The following is an 18,674-nucleotide window of genomic DNA, read 5'->3' on the forward strand; positions in this document are numbered from 1 at the left end:
AAAAGAGGAGATAGAAACGTTCCAGCAAAATTTCATCAAAGGATTGGGTTACTGTCCACAAACCTTGGCTTGACCTCAGATTATTTCTTGCACTAAACGCTATTGACGCGGTTGTTGACAGAAAATTAAAGGTAAATGAATTTATAGAGCTTTTAAGAAAACCAATTAATGACTTATCATTAAGACCGCAGGGAGCAGGGGAGAAAGAGGGTTTTCCGATTTTTGCACAGATGTGGTAACTGTAACTAATTAGCCAGACATGATATGAAAGCGATCGCAATATCTTATGGATATCACCATTATTTACCCAAGCTACTTTCGCATATTTGAATGCAGGAGTGGGCGTTGGTTTATCAAAAACCTTGAAACCTTCGTAACCACCAGCACAACAAATCACAAAGACATCAATACAGTTTATGGTATTACTGAGGGACAAGTGGTAATTGAATTATTCCGAATTAATGGAGGAAAGTCAGGGTACTACCTCGCAAATATTCGGGATAAAAATACTATTACTGCATTGACCGCGATGGGGTAAAAACTAAATTGTTTGAGTTGGGCATTGGTCGAGTAGACCCAATGGAAGACGTGCATGGCTAAATCAGGATATCAACGGGTGAAAGAATGGCGCGATCACAACTCAAAAGGCGAGCAACTTCCTTTTCTGGATATCCAGAAAAACCGATCGCATTCCCCCATCTGCTACCATCATGAGTTAACCGCAGTTAACCCATGTCTCAGAACCAACGCCCGCTAATCGCGGCGAAGATTCACCCTCAACAAATGCAAGAAGTAGACCAAATATGCCACCAGACAGGGAAAAGCCGCAGTCAGATTTTACAAGAGGCGATCCAATACGGTTCGGTTAAGGTCACACACTATGTAAACTGATAATTTTCATCAGGGTGCAAACGGCAAAAATGCAACTCAAAGAATTCTCCTTATTTGTACCCAAACCGGAAACATCCCAAAGCTTGGATTATACGAAAAACGCAGAATGGATGTATGTCTGCATTGAAGGGGCTACGCTTACTGCCTGCACCTGGAAGGCAAAGCGGAGAGAGCCGTTTTTAAAGCTGGTAAGGCGCTGATGGAACTTGGCGATGGGCAGTAAAATACTTTTTAAGTAACCTCCTAAGGGAAAAATATACTTACAATGTAAGTATTAATTATATTATATAAGCGAAATATTACTGTGATTTCGTGAAGGTATTTATATATCAAAGAGTTCATTTCAGAGAATCTACGGTAACAAAAACCAAAGCGATCGCGGTACTTTAATTTCAATAAACTTTACCTTATCAGGTTAAAAAACTCAGAAAGGGTGACAAATACAGAATGTAGAAGCCTCAACTTTTATTCTGTACTAGGCTAACGCTAGTACAAGAAAGCTCTGACAAACGCCGGACGTGTTCTCATAAAGAGTATGAGAAGCCACACTCTAGGCGTCTGTATTTCTACTAAAGGTGCTTAAGCTCAAAGCCTCTTGCTTTATTACACTTTGGACTTTGGTAAAGACTTGTGCAGTGTATAGATTTTTATGATGGAATTTTTAAATAATTTTTTCTCTACTAGTCAGTTTATTCCCCACGGACATTGCTACCTCTGGAAACCAGAATTGGTCTGGTTGCACCTAGTTTCAGATGTATTAATTGGACTTGCTTATTATTCAATTCCAGTGATGTTGGTTTATTTTGTCCGTAAACGGCGAGATATACCTTTCGGCTGGATGTTCCTGATGTTTGGCACATTCATCATTGCTTGTGGCACAACCCATTTAATGGATGTGTGGACGCTTTGGTACCCTACCTATTGGCTATCAGGGTTAATTAAAGCTATCACCGCTTTCGTCTCCGTATTGACAGCTGTAGAACTTGTGCCATTAATACCCCAAGCACTGGCTCTACCGAGTCCTGCCCAACTAGAAACTGCAAATTCCCAACTAGCAAAGGAAATTGCTGAACGTATACGGACTGAGGAGGTGTTGAGGGAAAGTGAACAACGCTGGCAATTAGCTTTGCGCGGCAATAATGATGGAATTTGGGACTGGAATGTTAAAACCAATGAAGTTTTCTTCTCGGCTCGCTGGAAAGAAATGCTCGGTTACGAAGACCACGAAATTTCTAACCATTTAGATGAAAGGCTGACACGAGTGCATCCTGATGATCTTAACTGGGTGACACAAGCAGTTCAAGATCACTTTGCTCAAAAGACACCGTTTTATATTGCTGAGTATCGAGTTATATGTAAAGACCGCACTTATAAATGGATTTTAGATCGAGGTCAGGCACTGTGGGATGAAAACGGTAATGTAGTGCGGATGGCAGGTTCACATACTGACATTACTGGGCGCAAGCAAGTAGAGGAGGCATTAAGTAGCTTACTTTACCAACTAGAAAACAAGGTTGAGCAACGGACAGCAGAGTTAAAAAGAATTAATCAATCACTACAAGCAGAAATTACTGAGCGCCAGCGAATAGAACAAGCATTGCGGGAAAGTGAACAGCGATTCCGGGCTGCATTCCATCAAGCTGCTGTTGGCATCGCCCATGTAGATATAGATGGAAGATGGTTGTTAGTTAACCAGAGGCTTTGCGATATTGTCGGTTACACACCCGAAGAACTACAGTTGCTAACTTTCCAAGATATTACTCATTCAGATGATCTTAACGCCGACCTGAAATATGTTGACCAGATTTTAGCAGATAAGATTCAAACTTACTCAATGGAAAAGCGCTATTTCTGCAAAGATAGCTCCACAGTTTGGGTTAATCTCACCGTATCTTTAATGCGTGAACCTAGTGGGGAGCCAAAGTATTTTATTGCTGTGGTCGAAGACATTACCGAACGGCAAGCCGCGCAGCGCGATCGCAAGCAGTGGGAGGAGCAAATCAAAGCATCACTCTTAGAAAAAGAGGTGTTATTAAAAGAAATTTACCATCGTGTCAAAAATAATTTACAAGTTATTTCTAGTCTGTTAAGCTTGCAATCTGCTTATATCAAAGATAAAGACGATTTGGTAATATTCAAACAAAGCCAACAACGGATTGCATCAATGGCTCTAGTTCACGAAAAATTGTATCAGTCTCAAGACTTAGCAAAAATTGATTTTGGTGAATATATCCGAGATTTGGTAGCCAGTTTATTTAGTGCATACGAAGCCGATGAAGATGCGATCGCTCTGACAATAAATATCGATGAGCAACTGTTTTTAGGCTTAGATACAGCAATTCCTTGTAGCTTAATTATCCATGAGCTTGTATCCAATTCATTGAAATATGCATTTACAAAAGATATAAATGGTACGATTTATATCGGAATTCAAAAAAATCAGGATCATCAGGTTACAGTGGTAGTTAGTGATAATGGAATTGGTTTACCATCAAATTTTAATTTCAAAAATATGGCATCTTTAGGTTGGCAGTTAGTAGATGCCTTAACCAATCAACTTGGAGGAAATCTCCATATAAAAGGTACTAGTGGAGTAGAATGCCATATGGTATTTACATTAAGTTAAATATAAAATAACTACAAGATGGCAAACGCAAAAATTTTAGTTGTGGAAGATGAAGCTATTGTTGCTAAAGATTTACAGTATCGACTTACCAAATTCGGTTATACAGTTCCTGCTATCGCTTCTTCAGGAGAAGAAGCAATCGATAAAGCAGTAGAAATATCCCCTGATTTAGTACTAATGGATATTAGGCTAAAAGGATCAATGGACGGGATAGAAGCTGCCCAAGAAATTTATAAGCGTTTGGATATCCCAGTAATTTATTTGACTGCTTATGCAGATGAAAATACATTGGAACGAGCTAAGATAACTGAGCCGTTTGCCTACCTAATCAAACCTTTTAAAGAAAGAGAACTACAAACAAATATTGAAATAACTTTGACTAAACATGGTTTAGAAAGGCAATTAAAAGTAAATAAAAAATGGTTGGATGCCCTTTTAAGAAGTATTAGCGATGGTGTGATTGCTAGTGATATGCAAGAATTGATAACTTTTATGAATCCTGTTGCTGAAAATCTCACCGGATGGAAACAGCAAGAAGCTTGTGGCAGAAATTCATCAGAAATATTCAATATTGCTAATGCAGAAACTCATAACTCTATTGAAAGCCCGATCGTAAAAGTCCTTCAAGATGGGATTATCGTCAGTCTTCCAGCAGAAACTATTCTAATTACTAAACAAGGTGGAGAAATACCAATTGATGATAGTGCCGCACCAATTAAGGATGATCAAGATAAGATTACAGGCGCTGTGTTAGTTTTTCGAGATATAACTGAGCAAAAACGAGCTATTGAGGCGCGCCAAAAACAAAGTGAGCAAGAGCAACTTGTAGTGCAATGGCAGGAGATAAATCAACTTAAAAATGACTTTTTGAATTTAGTTTCCCATGAACTGCGATCGCCTCTGAGTAATATAAAGTTAATGATTCAAATGATACAATTATCTCCTGGTACTGAGGAAGCTCAACGCTATCTAGAACTGATGGAAGGTGAGTGCGATCGCGAGCTAGAATTAATTAACGATCTACTAGACTTACAACGGCTGGAAAGCTCATCTTATCCAGTTATTGCACCTGATGCGTTGCTCTTACAACAGTGGTTACCTTGGGTTATTGAGCCATTTCAAATCCGTGTTCAAAAACATCAGCAAACTCTACAGTTGAATCTCCCTTCAAATCTTCCGCCGTTGTTCTCAGATGGTATTAGCTTGGAACGAATCTTAGTAGAATTGCTCAATAATGCCTGTAAATACACACCTGCGGGTGGTGAAATTGCCCTAAGCGTACGTTACAATTCCTCGGAAGCGCCCGCAAAAACTATTATTATTACCAGTAATTCAGCAGAAATTCCGGTAACAGAGCTACCACGGATATTTGATAAATTTTATCGCCTCCCCAATGCAGATATCTGGAATCAAGGTGGTTCGGGATTAGGTTTATCTATAGTAGAGAAATTAGTCAAACAACTGCAAGGAAGCATTCAAGTAGAAAGCGGTAACGGCTGGACGACATTTACTGTCATACTAACTGATTTATAGCTTTGAAGTTCTATGAAAACTTTATGGATTTTCTGTTATAGATAGGTTGCTAAAAGCTTACATCTATCTAGACTATCTTACAGGCAATTTATTTGCCATAAATATTTTTGTAAATGATATGAGATAATTAATCAAAATTATTAAATTCAAAAAAAATGTCATCAATTATATCTTCCATGCCTCAAGGTTTTAGTGCATTTATTACTAATTTGGGAATACGAGATAAAACTGATGATTTTGTATTTATTAAATCATCAGTTCCTTGTGTTGCTGATGGAGTCTTTACTCAAAGTCTTTTTGCCGGGCCAAGTGTTACTATTAGTCGCAATAACTTAAAAGATTCACAAGCACAAGCAATTGTCGTTATATCTAAAAATGCAAATGTAGCTAATGGTTCTGTTGGCATCGCTGATGCTCAAGAGGTTCTGCAATTAGTTGCAGCTGAAACTGGAATTGCTGCACATAACATTGTCATAGCTTCTACAGGTGTAATTGGCAGACGTTACCCGATTGAAAAAATCCGGGCGGGTTTATTAGGATTGGGGAAGAACTTGACTGATGCTGATTTTCATGCAGCAGCCCGTGGAATTATGACCACCGATACAGTGCCGAAATTAGCTACACGGCAAATAGGCAATACCAAGCTGGTAGGAATTGCTAAAGGTGTTGGCATGATTGAGCCTAATATGGCTACCCTTTTAACTTTCTTTTTTACTGACGCTGCAATTTCTCCAAATAGCCTTCGTGCTATTTTTCGCTCTACTATAGATAAAACCTTTAACTGCTTGAGCGTAGACACTGACACTTCTACCAGTGACTCCGCCGTGATTCTAGCTAATGGAATAGCTGGTGAAGTTTCAGAAGCAGATTTTGCCAGCGCATTGCAAGAAGTTGCACAAGAATTGGTGCTAAAAATTGCCAGAGATGCAGAAGGTGCTACCAAAATTATTCAGGTGACTGTAGATTCAGCGATTAATTATGCACAAGCTAAAACAGTAGCTAAAGCAATTGTGAATTCACCATTAGTAAAAACCGCCGTTTATGGAGCAGATCCAAATTGGGGACGAGTTGCTATGGCTATAGGTAAATGTGAAAATGAACAGCAAATAAATCCAGAACAAGTTGTTATTAGCTTTGATAATGTAAAAGTTTATCCTAATAGCTTAACTAATGAAAATCTGGAACAGTTGCGACAAATTATGTCCAAAGATCAAGTAAATATCCACGTTAGTCTCAATATTGGTGAAGCCTCTGCAACTGTATGGGGTTGCGATCTTTCAGAGGGTTATATAGAAATTAATGGCAAATACTCAACTTGATTAACAAGAAGAGATACCTCATCAAAACCCCACCCCGCCAGCAGTTTTGTAGCGTGTGTTATGCCGTAGGCTAACGCACCATCCCTAATTTTCGATGCCTTTTTATAAGGCATCGGGAAAACCTACTCTTTTTAAACATGGGATGAGAGACACCCCGATGCCGTTGACAGTTAACCGAGTGGGATGAGCTTAACTACAGATGGATAAGTGGCGCAAGTACATTAAGAGTTAACTGCTTTGTCAAAAAAGTTGATCCAAGTAGTTGTTGTGTATTATATTGTGCTACATTGATGATGAGTTAAATTAAAAAGACTTCCTAGCTAGTACAGCACTGTGAAACTAAAATTACCATTTGTACGTAATTAGTTGATATTACGAGAAAATTTTTTAAAATCTCCTACTTAACACAAAATAACTCGATTAACGCTGCACAACTGACAAATATGGATTTTGACTATTTTAGAAGTAATGAAGGCAATCCTACAAATAATGCCCGGCAAAGCTTGCTTGCTAGCGGTTGGCGACCGTTTAACCGAGAATTAGATTGGGGGTTTTTGTGGCAACTGTTGTATAGTGACTCCCGCGAATTAACTCAAAAAAGTTTGAATTTAGCAAGTAATGTTGCTGATGTTTTGGGACGAAATAATTATGCTTGGTGGGCTAATTTATTAAATGTTGTATCTGATAATACGCGTTACGAAGTTGAAAAGTTTTGGAATTACATCACGCCAGATCCTCAATCACCGGATCATCGCTACAAAGATGTTTTAAGTACGGAAACACCCATTGTTCAATTTGTTAGCCGTAGTAGTATCCCCATTGACTATGTTCTTAACCGACTGCAAGAAATTACTGTATTACGAGTTTTACGTGTGTTGGGTAATCCCGATATTATTACCCAGTATTACTCAGAAAGAGATTTTTATTTCCCTATAGATAAATTTGTTAACTGGGAACGTTTAGATGTTATCAATACTGTTTATGCTTACTGGTCGAAGAATGACGTTTGGTTGCAAATTGATCCCTACGATCGCGGGCGACGACAATATACTATAATGGCGAAAAATCTCGCGCCGCTAATTAACAAAGCGACTTACGACTTAGCAGTTATGCTGAGTGGATATCAAAGTCGTGTAGGCAAGGTTCATAGTCAATTTCCCATTCGCACATTTCCGGCAGATATTCAAAGTTTTACTGATTCTGTACAACAAGCGATTCTTAATCAAAACCAGTTAGCGGTTGTTGTACATGGACAACCAGGTACTGGTAAAACGGTCTGGACACAGGCCGTAGCAAAAGAAATTCTTGTACCTTTAGGGTATGTAATTTTTATTTTAGATCATGATGCGATCGCTAACTTTGTCCCACCGACTTATATAGAGCGTATCTGTATCGTTATTAACGAAGCTGATAATCTAGCGCAAAATCGTGCTTCCGAGGTAGCTCAATACAATAACAAAACCGAACACATCCTGAGTTTACTGGATGGCACTTTGTATCAAAGTGTAATTGATGAGTCTGGGATTCAAATGCAGCAACGATTAGTTGTCTTGATGACTTGCAACACTACTGAAAGATTAGATCCAGCCATGTTACGTAAGGGCAGGGTGGATTTAATGTATGAATTTACGCAGCTATTTATTTGAATTAGGTAACTCCTTACACTCTGAAGCTAAGGGATAAACCAATTCGCAATTCGCAATTACGTTTTATCACAGCGTTTTAACCCCGTGACAAAACTTTTCGCCTTCAAAGGCGTTAGCGTAGCGGGACGAAGTTCGGTTTTAGACCCGATTGTTTTGATAATGGGGATATAAACACTCTTGACTTGACCGTTGTTGACTGTTAACTGTTGACAGTTAATGGTTATCAGTCATCAGTCATCGGTCATCAGTTTTCACGTAAATGTTCAAGTTAAATGCGTAACAGCTTATCAGCAATTTTGCCAAAATTTTACCTGTTTTTGCGATACAAGTTGATGCTCTTTGCGCCAAGCTTGGGGAGGTAAACCGTGATGTTGGCGAAACTGGCGAGAGAAATGGGACACATCCTGATAGCCCAATGCTTTCGCTATCTTCTCGACTGTCTGATCATCATTTTGGAGTAGAAAACGAGCGCCCGCCATCCGGCGTTTGACAATCCAGCAGTTTACAGTCTCTCCTGTCTGCTTTGCTACTCGGTTAGTTAAGTAAGCAGGTGAGTAACCAACAGCAACAGCCACATCACACAAAGTAATTCCTTGATGATAATGGGCTTCGATAAAGTCGAAAACTTCTTTTAATTGGGGAATGTAGGGAAAGATTGATTTAGGAGGGATCATGATTTCTGTATCAGGGGCTTCTCTAGCAGAGGCTTCTCTAGCAGAGGCTTCTGTACCAGAGGCTCTGCCAACACTAACGCTAACACCTCCAGCGATCGCTGTAGTATGATCTGCAAATACTGATTTTGGAGCTTTTTCAGATTTCATAGCCCACCAGTATTGGAGTGTAGCTTGCTTTTGCAAGCGAATAGCGATCGCTCTGAGCAATTCGTCTAGTGTAGAGGGTTTGGTAAGATAGTCGTCTGCTCCCAATTCCATAGCTTTGCGAACATCTGCTTTGGTACTACTGCCAGTCAGAAAAATGAAAGGAATAATTCCTGTAACGGGATCTTGGCGTAGTGTAGTTAAAACGTTATAACCATCCATATCTGGCATCGTGATATCGCAAATCACTAAGTCGGGTATATGCTCTTGTGCTTGTTGGATACCAGCAACACCGCTGTTAGCACCTATCGTATCAAAACCTTTAGCCTCAAGACCTTTTAAGTAAAGATTGCGGGTAACGTTATCATCTTCAATAACGAGAATTTTTTTTGGCGATTCGTACATAATTTTGTATTACCATAACTTTTTACAGAAGCTGCTTACTATACTCTTTGGTGAGTATGTAAATAGGCATGAGATAAATGACTTCGTTCCGAGAGTTATGATTGTTAATTAGTACTTAACAACTATCTTAATTTCAACACTCATAACTCGGAACTATTAAACTCTGATTTGCTTAATGGCAACATTACGGTAAATGTAGTGCCTGCACCAACTTGACTTTCTACAGAAACTTGACCGTGATGTAAATCTACAAGGGTTTTGAGAATTGATAGTCCTAATCCAGTACCAGGTATACTATCAATATTACTACCACGGTAAAATGGCTCAAATATTCGTTGTTGATCTGCAACTGAAATACCGATCCCCTTATCTTTTACCTGAAAAATTACTTTCTCATTTTTGCAAGAAAGTTTAAAATCAATTGCAATATTTGAGGGAGAATACTTGATTGCATTGTCGAGCAAATTATTTAAAATCGGCTCTAAAAGTTTTTTATCAATGCAGGCTGTTAAAGAGTTATCTTGACTCACAAAATTAATCGGAATTTGGCTAACACTCATCTGCATTTGTGTAACTATATCATTACAGAATTCAACTAACTCAAGCGGTTTTGGTTCACAGTTTATTTTTGCTGCTTCTGCTTTAGAGAAGAACAAAATATCATCCAACATCTGGCTGAGTTGTTCGGTGGCTTTTTGAATGTGATCCAGTAGCGGTTGTATTTTCTTTTGTGTACGTTTGTCTACTTCTTCCTTTAGTAAACTATTAGAAAACGAAACAATATTCAGTGGTGTCCGGAATTGATGGCAAACCATAGAAAGAAAACGCGCTCTAAGTTCGCTAAGTTGTTTTGCTTGTTCTAAAGCTTGGTTAAGACCTAATTCTGCATATTTGTAATCGGTAATATCTATGCCTGCAACCATTTCTACTGGTTTTCCACCAAAATCCAGCCCTCCATCCAGCATTACAACCGCACAAGCTAGCCAGCGCTCTGTGCCGTTTTTTGTCAGAATACTCATCTCCTGATATTCAAAGTTAGCTGCTTCACCCTGCTTACGTATCTGTCTGCGTTTTTTGCTTTTAATCAGTCGGCGAATATCAAAGCCTGTTAGTAGTTCCTCTTTTGTGTAGCCAGTGAGTTGCTCTACTGCTGGATTTATATAGCAAAGCCGCGCACCTTGAATCAAAAAAGTGCTGGTATCTGTCGTTTCGGCTAAAGTCCGAAATCTAACTGCGTTCAGCCGTAATGCTTCTTCAGTCCGTTTCGATTCAGTAATGTCCCAAATGCTCCATACTCTACCAATAATTGTCCCTTCTAATAAGTGGGGCTTAGAGTAATGTGCAAAAACTCTCCCATCTTTCAACTCTAGAATGTCGTAGCTCTCGAAATCAGATTGGCTAGATACTTCCCAAATCAACCGACTAAAAGCTTGTGGATCTTTAAGTTGGTTCTCAAAAAAAGCTTTACATCGAGGACATTTTTTAGATAGTATTAGAGACTCCGGTATCTGCCACATATCCACAAATTTCTGATTCAAGCTCAGAATATCTCCCTCGAAGTTAACTGCAACAATACCAATTGCAGTAGATTCGAGAGTAGAACGAAGTAAAGAAAGAGATGTTTCAAGTTCTACTTCTTTTGCCTTGAGTTGATAAAATTCCTGTTGCAAATTGTCTTTGGCATCCCTTAATTCATCTGTCCACTTTTGCACGCTCAGTTCTACTATTTCATCACTTATCTCACGAGCAAAAGCACAGCCAAATTCCATATTTTGTTGTTTTACATGGCTAATGGATATTTCTGCTAGAAATATCCGACCTCCTTTTGCCCGATAGCGAGATTTAAAGGTAAGGGAACTCTGTAAGCTAATATCTGACCAATTGTGTAGAGAAAAATCTACGTCTATATCATGCAGCCTCATGGAAAGTAATTCCTCACGGGAATACTCAGTCATCCGACAAGTGGCATCGTTGACGTAGAGAAACTGTGCGTTTTCTCCTAAACAGAAAGCAGCATCTACAGAGTGATTTATTAGGAAGTGAGCAAACTTCATCTCTACTTCTGGTTGTAGTACCGATTGATTCTTTGATCTAGCCAATGTATAGTCGCCAGAATTCATATTCCTACTTCCTCCTGGTAATCAATCAGTACCATAGCCATTAACGAGTTAATAGTCATAACTTACTAAAATCTTTAGGACACCGTTAGGCTATTAAAAAATTAAGATTAGTTAGTAAATTAAAAAATATTACTAATCAGGTTTACAAAACTTATCATACCAATAAACAGTGAATTATTAAACTAAATTCTCCTAAAAAAAACCTAAAGTATTCAAAATTTATTACTTATCTAAACAGTTTTTTATAGCTACACAAACCTTAGACCAATCAAATCTAGATTAGTCGATAAATCTTATTAGGTAAGAGTTCAAAACTCTTAATATATAAAGTAGAAAAGATATTTTACATTTAAACTAGACCTGCACCAAAGCTAATGGTTCACCAACCTAAAATTGCTGGGTTTTGAGAGAGGAAAGGTTAAAGTATACGAATTTTTATCCTTCAACCTTTCCCCAACTAAAGACTTTAGCGAACTACTGGTGTAGAGTCGTTTCATTGTCAGCATAAATCAATTTGCGGTGCTGGGCTTGGCTTAAATGAACAAATTTTCTTCCTCAATTTATTTTCTTAAATTATCTTAACCTACTCTCTCAGGAATTTAACTATAGAAGAATATGATTGGTCATCCGTCCTCAGAAATACATTTGTATTAGAGATATCACGGTTATTTTACGTGTATTTTGTAATTTTTTGTTATATAGAGAACATTTATTTTGATAGGATACGGTAATCGTGCTATATTTCACATCAAAATCTAATAAATTTTATCAAGCAGTACAAATATTTAGTTTTTAGCAATCTCTCAAAAGAAAGATAAAAGTTAAGTTATGATGTCTTTAGCGTTACAAGTTAACTTCTTCAAAGTAAGGCTGAAAGACTTATAGGGCTTACCTTACAAAAGATCACCCCCCCGAAAAAGAGGAGTTTGAAGGTTCTCCCGGTTGTAGCAAGTGGCGTAGGTTAGGGGGAATCTAGAAACAAAAGAATTGACAACTAGATCAAAAGATTGTCTATTATAAATTTGGTAATGTGTCTTAGCGGCGATCCCGGTATATCAATGTTTCAAAATGTCTAAGTTAAAAATGTCGCAATCACGATAAAAGCGAAAGAATTAATACCCTCATCAAAAGATTTTTCATTGCAAATAGGTTTTGTTTGTAGTAGACATCACAAAACAAGCACCTCTGCAAGCGTCTCATTAATTAGGTCGGCGTTATTAAACTTAACTATATTAAGTTTCGTAAAGTTTATGAGAAAGCCTTGAATTAAGCTTATTAGCTCGTTTGCATAGCTTTTATATGGTTTAGTTTTTCCCTAACGGCCTACTTAAGCACTGTAGTCATATAGTAGAAGCGAAAGATTTGACACCCCCATCAAAGGATTTTTGATTGCACAACAGTCTTTATCTCTTCTATTCTGGTCACAAGAAGCACAGTATTGATTGCTGTATGCTTCTGGTAAAAATTTTTTGTTACTGCGCTCACAAGCATCAATCAGCAGTAATCAACTGTTTCTACGAATGACCAAGCTCTGTCATAGTCGTTAAAAACAACAGGGTTGTTTGTATAAAATATTTTAGCGCTGTGATCGTAAATTAAAGAGCTTTTGTTTAACTTTATGTAATTACGTGAAACTAATGAGTCAAAACTATACTGGTTCACACTCTCCTCTAGTCACCACTGAGCCATACAAAGAATTTCCAGCAAACAGATATGTAGAGTCTGTATCTGACGCTTCGCATGAGCTTGATGAATTGCAGAAGAATGCGGAAATTGAGCCTTTTTTAAATGATGAAACGCCTCCAGCCCTCTCAGTTGCCGATGCGATCGCTCAGATGTTGGTAAATTTGGGAGTAAGCAACGCTTTTGGTGTTGCTGGTGGTGCGATGGCAAGCCTTTGGGGTGCGCTGTCCAATAGCACTATTAATGTATTGAACTTCCGCCATGAATCAGGAGCAGCATTTGCAGCCACCGAAGCATACTTTGCTAATAATCGCCCCACTGTAGTTTTTACCACAGCAGGGCCGGGGATCACCAATGCCCTCACCGGATTATTCGCGGCTCGTGGTGAAGGTGCAAAAGTAATTTTGCTCTCAGCTTGCACCTCAGCACCGCAGCGTGGACGCTGGGCAATTCAAGAAACCAGCACTTACACATTGCCAAGTGGAGGAATTTTTACCTCAGGAGCGCTATTTAACTATGCAATCACGATTGAATCTGCGGCTCAACTACCGCAGATTTTTCGCAAACTTGCTTTGGCTATGGCGCAACCAGGCGGATTTGTCGCTCATTTGAGTGTTCCCACGGCTGTGCAAACAAGTCTAGTTGAGAATATAGCTTTACCTCAACTAGATGTTTCTCCGTTCCCGATGACTGCTTCAAAAGAAGCGATCGCTAAATCTGTAGAGTTATTATCATCTGGCCCCTTTGCCATCTGGGTTGGTTTCGGTGCGCGTGACGCAGCAGAGGAAATCCTTGAACTCGCTGAAAGAACGGGAGCAGCCGTCATGTGTTCACCCCGTGGTAAAGGTATCTTCCCCGAAGATCATCCCCAGTTTGTGGGTGTTACAGGTTTAGGCGGTCATGCTTCCGTCTTAACTTATATGGAACAACAACCTCCACTACGCACACTCGTATTAGGAACCCGCCTTGGTGAACCGACTTCCTTCTGGAGTTCGGCACTAGTTCCAAAAGAAGGTTTTGTGCATGTAGATATTGATCCCGAAGTTCCAGGTGTAGCCTATCCACACGTTGAAACTTTCGGAGTTCGGTCTGATATCAAAGCTTTTGTGGAAGAGTTGTTGCAGCAATTACCGGATGCTGCTGATTCCACGACTTTGTCGCTACCTCGTCCAGAACAAAAAGCAATTGAACCTGCTCCAGAGGTAGATTATCCAGTGCGCCCAGAAGTATTGATGGCAGCTATTCAAAAAATAATTGTTGAAGATAGCGATGCCGTAGTCATGGCGGAGTGTGGTAACTCCTTTACTTGGTCAACTCATCTACTCCAATTTTCCGAAGCCAATCGTTACCGAGTCAGCACCGGAGTCGGCGCCATGGGTCACGCCGTTACAGGAGTGTTGGGTGCAGCAGTGGCGAACAATGGCAAAGCTGTAGGGATTGTAGGCGATGGCGCAATGCTGATGAATAACGAAATCAGCACTGCCGTGAAATACAAAATTCCTGCGATTTGGATTGTCCTCAACGATGCGCGTTACAACATGTGCCATCAAGGCATGAAAATCTTGGGATTAAAGGGCGCAGATGCAACGCTTCCACCAACAAACTTTGCCATGATTGCTCGTGGTATGGGAGCAGAAGCGATCGTAGTCGTCAGAGAGTCAGATATTGAAGCCGCATTAGAACAAGCGATGGCATCAACTGTTCCCTTTCTGATTGATGTAGTGATTGACGCTGATCGACCAGCACCTTCTGGGGCACGTAATAAAAGTTTGGCAGCACAAGGAGTTAAATCAAGTGCAGCTAAAAATGGAGCAAAGCAAGTTTCATTTCCAATGGTTTAATTCTAAAACCTGACAATTTCCTTCAATATAGACACTGAAACATCTCAACAAGACGGACTTTACAATCCAGTTTTGATTCGTCTATTGAGTAAAAGACAAAGGATGAATTTAGAAGCAGCAAAAACTTTATTGTAGCCAAAAAACTACACCTAATCAACTGGAATTTAAAGTTTTTGATTTTTAAACCCTAAGTCTTTTCCTAACTTCATCCAATCTTAATGTTTGAAAAGGTTTTTGTGTCTATATCTTTACATTTTGTAATGTTAATTACTTTCTCTAACCAATTCCAAACAATATCGAGAGGTGAAAATGCTGCTATTTGAAACTGTTAGAGAAATGGGCCACGAACAAGTGCTTTTTTGTCATGGTAAAAATCCCGAAATTAAGGCGATTATTGCTATCCATGACACAACTTTAGGCCCAGCTATGGGAGCTACAAGAATTTTACCTTATGTCAACGAAGAAGCTGCTTTAAAAGACGCACTTCGTCTTAGTCGTGGTATGACATATAAAGCTGCCTGTGCCAACATCCCGGCTGGTGGTGGAAAAGCAGTCATTATCGGTAATCCTGAAAATAAAACAGATGAGCTGTTAAGAGCCTACGGACGTTTTGTTGACAGTTTGAATGGGCGTTTTATTACCGGACAAGATGTCAATATTACTCCTGATGATGTGCGGACAATCAGTCAAGAAACTAAATATGTAGTTGGGGTATCAGAAAAATCTGGTGGACCTGCTCCCATAACATCACTAGGAGTTTTTCTAGGGATAAAAGCTGCTGTGGAGTCTCGTTGGCAAAGTCAAAGACTTGATGGCATGAAAGTTGCAGTTCAAGGTTTAGGAAATGTAGGTAAAAACCTTTGTCAGCACTTACATGAGCATGATATCAAGCTTTTTGTTAGCGATGTAGATCCAGCCAAAACGGAAGAGGCAAAACGGCTTTTTGGCGCAACTATTGTAGAACCAACTGAAATTTACTCTCTTGATGTAGATGTCTTTGCTCCTTGCGCTCTAGGAGGAATTCTTAATAGTCATACAATTCCTTTCCTAAAAGCTTCCATTATTGCTGGTGCAGCTAACAATCAGTTGGAGAATGAGCAACTACATAGTCAAATGCTTGCCAAAAAAGGGATTCTTTACAGCCCTGATTATGTAATTAATGCTGGAGGGCTAATCAATGTTTACAACGAAATGATTGGCTATGACGAAGAAAAGGCTTTCAAGCAAGTGCATAACATTTATGACACACTTCTAGCAATTTTTAATATTTCTAAAGAGCAGGAAATTACTACCAACGATGCTGCTAAACGATTAGCAGAAGACCGCATTCAGAACGGTAAACGAAAGAAGACTCAGGCGGTCGCAGCTTAATTATTATTATCTTAAGGAGTGATAAGTGGAAAAAAATACATTTGCAACATCAGCTTACATTGCTACTTCACCAGAGAGCGCCTTTGAGTACCTTTGCAGTTTAAAAAACTTAGACGAATGGACTCTTTATAGCCGGATGAAAGAGCAAGTTGACGAAGATACCTGGATCGGAACTGCATCTGGTTATCACAAAAATCTCTATTATCATGTTAAAAAATTAGAAAATCCGCTTTTCTACGGAATTGAGTGGCATTGTGGATTAGAGTATCAAAAATATTATCAGGTTTACCCTGTTTTGTTATTTCCCACTGATTATATTGAGCCGGGAACCGATGAAAAAGGTGTATACTTCCATTGGTTGAGCTTTGTCGATCCAAAACGACAAACTCAGATGATTATGCAGGGAATTCACACGGTACATACTTCCGAGTGTCGTTCTCTAAAAGGTAATTTGGAACGCAAGGCTGGTCTGACCTCAGCAGCCAAAGGAAGCCACTTTATCGATACAGATACTATCTATGTTGATGCCCCAATTGAAATGGGCATTGAATACCTACAAAACCTACAAAACATAGATGAGTGGGCACATTTACTACGCCCAAATGGTGACATTACTTCTGATTCAGGTGAATTCAAAGATGAATATGACCAGAAAGTAAAAGTTTCCGTGCGGGTTCATAGTCTGAGCAAATACTACTTGCTTGAACAAGAACACTTTTATCCAGATTACGAATATTATCAGCGTTCTGTAGCGTTACTGATCCCAACCGCTTATGCTTTCGCTGATCCGGAAGCTTCTGGTTTTATCCTGCATCGGATCACATTCTGGAAAACAGATGGAACTGTTACTCACGGCAAACTTCAAATTGAAGACTTTGGCGCTGAGAGCATGAACATCAAACGTTTACTAGAAGCCAAAGCTGGCAACCTCCAATCATTTGACCGAGGAATGAGCTATCTACCAAAAACTCCAGAATCACTAGTTAATAGTCATTAGTCATTGGTCATTGGTCATTCGTCAACTAACAAATGACAAATGACAAAGGACAAAATATGAAACTGAAACAACTTACCATTACTATCCTCACTTTTTGTGTTGCCAGTTTTTCTGGAATCAAAGCTGCCTCAGCTGCATCCTTTTCGGTAATCGCCGACGGTTTATATAATGCCGGAGGTTTGAGCTTTAGCCCTGATGGTGATCTCTATGTTACAGAGGCGGGAATAGGGGGGAGTGGGGCTTGTGTTCCACCAGCAAGCGGTCAAGGCGATTCTTTATGCTATGGCACAAGTGGTGCAGTTACCAAAATTGAGAATGGTAAGACCGAGCGCATACTTACAGGACTTCCTTCCTTAGCATTACCAGATGGTACTGGAGCCGCCGGGCCCCGTGACATCAAATTTGATGCTACAGGTAAACCTTATGTTCTGATTGGGTATGGGGCTAATCCAGTCTTTCGCGATCGCAATTTAGGTTACACTGACCTCGGTAAAATCATCGCTCCCGATTTTAAAACCAATTCCTGGGCGAGTATTGCCGATTTAGCTAACTATGAACTCGCCAACAATCCCGATAGTGGTGATGTCGGTAGCAATCCCTTGGGTTTTGCAATAGATGGCAATAAGTTAGTTGCAGTTGATGCAGGTGCAAACAACTTACTCAGTGTTAACGCTGATGGTAGTAATTTGCAGGCGATAGTTGCGTTTCCCCAAGATATCTTGACTAATCCAGTTTTTCCACCCTCCGGAACTCCATCTAATGAACCGGCACAGGTGCCATCTCAAGGTGAAGAGGTGCAATCGCAGTTTGCGAGTCAACCAGTACCCTCAAGTGTGACTAAAGGCCCTGATGGCGCTTATTACATCAGCCAATTTACAGGTTTTCCCTTCCCTGAAGGTGGAGCAAAAATCTATAAAGTCGGTGCTGATGGTAAGCCAACAGTATATGCCGATGGTTTTACCCAACTCACAGACTTGGAATTTGATACTGAGGGCAATTTGTATGCTTTGCAGTACGCTAATCAGTCAGCTTGGAAGGGTGATTTTGATGGTTCTGTCATCAAAATAGCTGCCGATGGGACACGCACAACTCTTCTGAGTGGGAATGGATTAGAGTCACCTAGCGCCTTGACTATTGGTGCTGATGGTGCAGTATACGTCACAAACCGAGGCGATCGCCCTGGACTTGGACAAGTTCTCAGAATTGAAAATGTCAAATCTGTCCCTGAACCAAGTTCTGCTTTAGGCATATTAGCGATCAGTGCCTTTGGCGTTGGTTGGTTGCACAAAAGGAGAGCCACGAAACCTCCCATAAATGGAGCCGTGGTCCTCAAGTAAAGAGTTTCAAACCAATCCTGCGTTCTTCAAAGACTGGGATTCGTTGTCTTTAAAACCATAAAAGTTTCCACTTATTTAACTCTCAAT

The 18,674-nt window shown here is 39.7% G+C and carries 12 protein-coding genes; 9 read left to right on the forward strand and 3 right to left on the reverse strand.

All coding sequences use genetic code 11. The annotated features are described in order from the left end of the window. On the reverse strand, positions 1-436 hold a 436-nt coding region (locus tag H6G26_RS42085; RefSeq protein WP_206757549.1), incomplete at its 3' end, for a hypothetical protein. 156 nt (positions 437-592) lie between these two features. Here H6G26_RS42085 and H6G26_RS20640 point away from each other — a divergent pair. The 5 genes from H6G26_RS20640 to H6G26_RS20660 all read left to right on the forward strand — a co-directional run bounded on the left by H6G26_RS20640 (position 593) and on the right by H6G26_RS20660 (position 8,015). Further along, positions 593-757, forward strand: a complete 165-nt coding sequence (locus H6G26_RS20640) for a hypothetical protein (protein WP_190731035.1) — start codon at positions 593-595, stop codon at positions 755-757. A 783-nt stretch (positions 758-1,540) separates the two neighbouring features. Continuing rightward, the gene (locus H6G26_RS20645; RefSeq protein ID WP_190731036.1) at positions 1,541-3,517 is read left to right on the forward strand and encodes a PAS domain S-box protein; all 1,977 of its coding nucleotides are present in this window, start codon (positions 1,541-1,543) and stop codon (positions 3,515-3,517) included. Between the two features lie 18 nt (positions 3,518-3,535). After that, positions 3,536-5,050, forward strand: a complete 1,515-nt coding sequence (locus H6G26_RS20650; RefSeq protein ID WP_190731037.1) for an ATP-binding protein — start codon at positions 3,536-3,538, stop codon at positions 5,048-5,050. Positions 5,051-5,205: 155 nt separating this feature from the next. Further along, the gene (gene argJ, locus H6G26_RS20655) at positions 5,206-6,369 is read left to right on the forward strand and encodes a bifunctional glutamate N-acetyltransferase/amino-acid acetyltransferase ArgJ (protein WP_190731038.1); all 1,164 of its coding nucleotides are present in this window, start codon (positions 5,206-5,208) and stop codon (positions 6,367-6,369) included. A gap of 443 nt (positions 6,370-6,812) precedes the next feature. Beyond that, positions 6,813-8,015, forward strand: coding sequence for an AAA family ATPase (locus H6G26_RS20660; RefSeq protein WP_190731039.1), 1,203 nt, complete (start codon positions 6,813-6,815; stop codon positions 8,013-8,015). A gap of 287 nt (positions 8,016-8,302) precedes the next feature. On the opposite strand, the gene H6G26_RS20665 is transcribed toward H6G26_RS20660, so the two are convergent. Both H6G26_RS20665 and H6G26_RS20670 read right to left on the reverse strand, forming a co-directional pair. Beyond that, on the reverse strand, positions 8,303-9,238 hold the full coding sequence (locus tag H6G26_RS20665) for a response regulator (RefSeq protein ID WP_190731040.1): 936 nt from the start codon (positions 9,236-9,238) through the stop codon (positions 8,303-8,305). A gap of 140 nt (positions 9,239-9,378) precedes the next feature. Further along, positions 9,379-11,358, reverse strand: coding sequence for a scytonemin biosynthesis sensor histidine kinase (locus H6G26_RS20670; protein ID WP_190731041.1), 1,980 nt, complete (start codon positions 11,356-11,358; stop codon positions 9,379-9,381). 1,637 nt (positions 11,359-12,995) lie between these two features. Between H6G26_RS20670 and scyA the strand changes: the two genes are divergently transcribed. From scyA to H6G26_RS20690, 4 genes are all read left to right on the forward strand, one after another. After that, positions 12,996-14,882 (forward strand): scytonemin biosynthesis protein ScyA, encoded by a 1,887-nt coding sequence (scyA, locus tag H6G26_RS20675; protein WP_190731042.1) that lies wholly within the window; start codon positions 12,996-12,998, stop codon positions 14,880-14,882. Between the two features lie 309 nt (positions 14,883-15,191). Then, positions 15,192-16,253 (forward strand): tryptophan dehydrogenase ScyB, encoded by a 1,062-nt coding sequence (scyB, locus tag H6G26_RS20680; protein WP_190731043.1) that lies wholly within the window; start codon positions 15,192-15,194, stop codon positions 16,251-16,253. A gap of 25 nt (positions 16,254-16,278) precedes the next feature. After that, complete coding sequence (gene scyC / locus H6G26_RS20685) at positions 16,279-17,250, forward strand: scytonemin biosynthesis cyclase/decarboxylase ScyC (protein WP_190731044.1); 972 nt, start codon at positions 16,279-16,281, stop codon at positions 17,248-17,250. A 56-nt stretch (positions 17,251-17,306) separates the two neighbouring features. After that, positions 17,307-18,587: a ScyD/ScyE family protein gene (locus H6G26_RS20690; protein ID WP_190731045.1), complete on the forward strand. Its 1,281-nt coding sequence runs from the start codon at positions 17,307-17,309 to the stop codon at positions 18,585-18,587. Positions 18,588-18,674: the final 87 nt, after the last annotated feature.

Source organism: Nostoc sp. FACHB-888 (genome assembly GCF_014696655.1).
In the GTDB taxonomy this organism is placed as follows: Bacteria; Cyanobacteriota; Cyanobacteriia; order Cyanobacteriales; family Nostocaceae; genus Nostoc.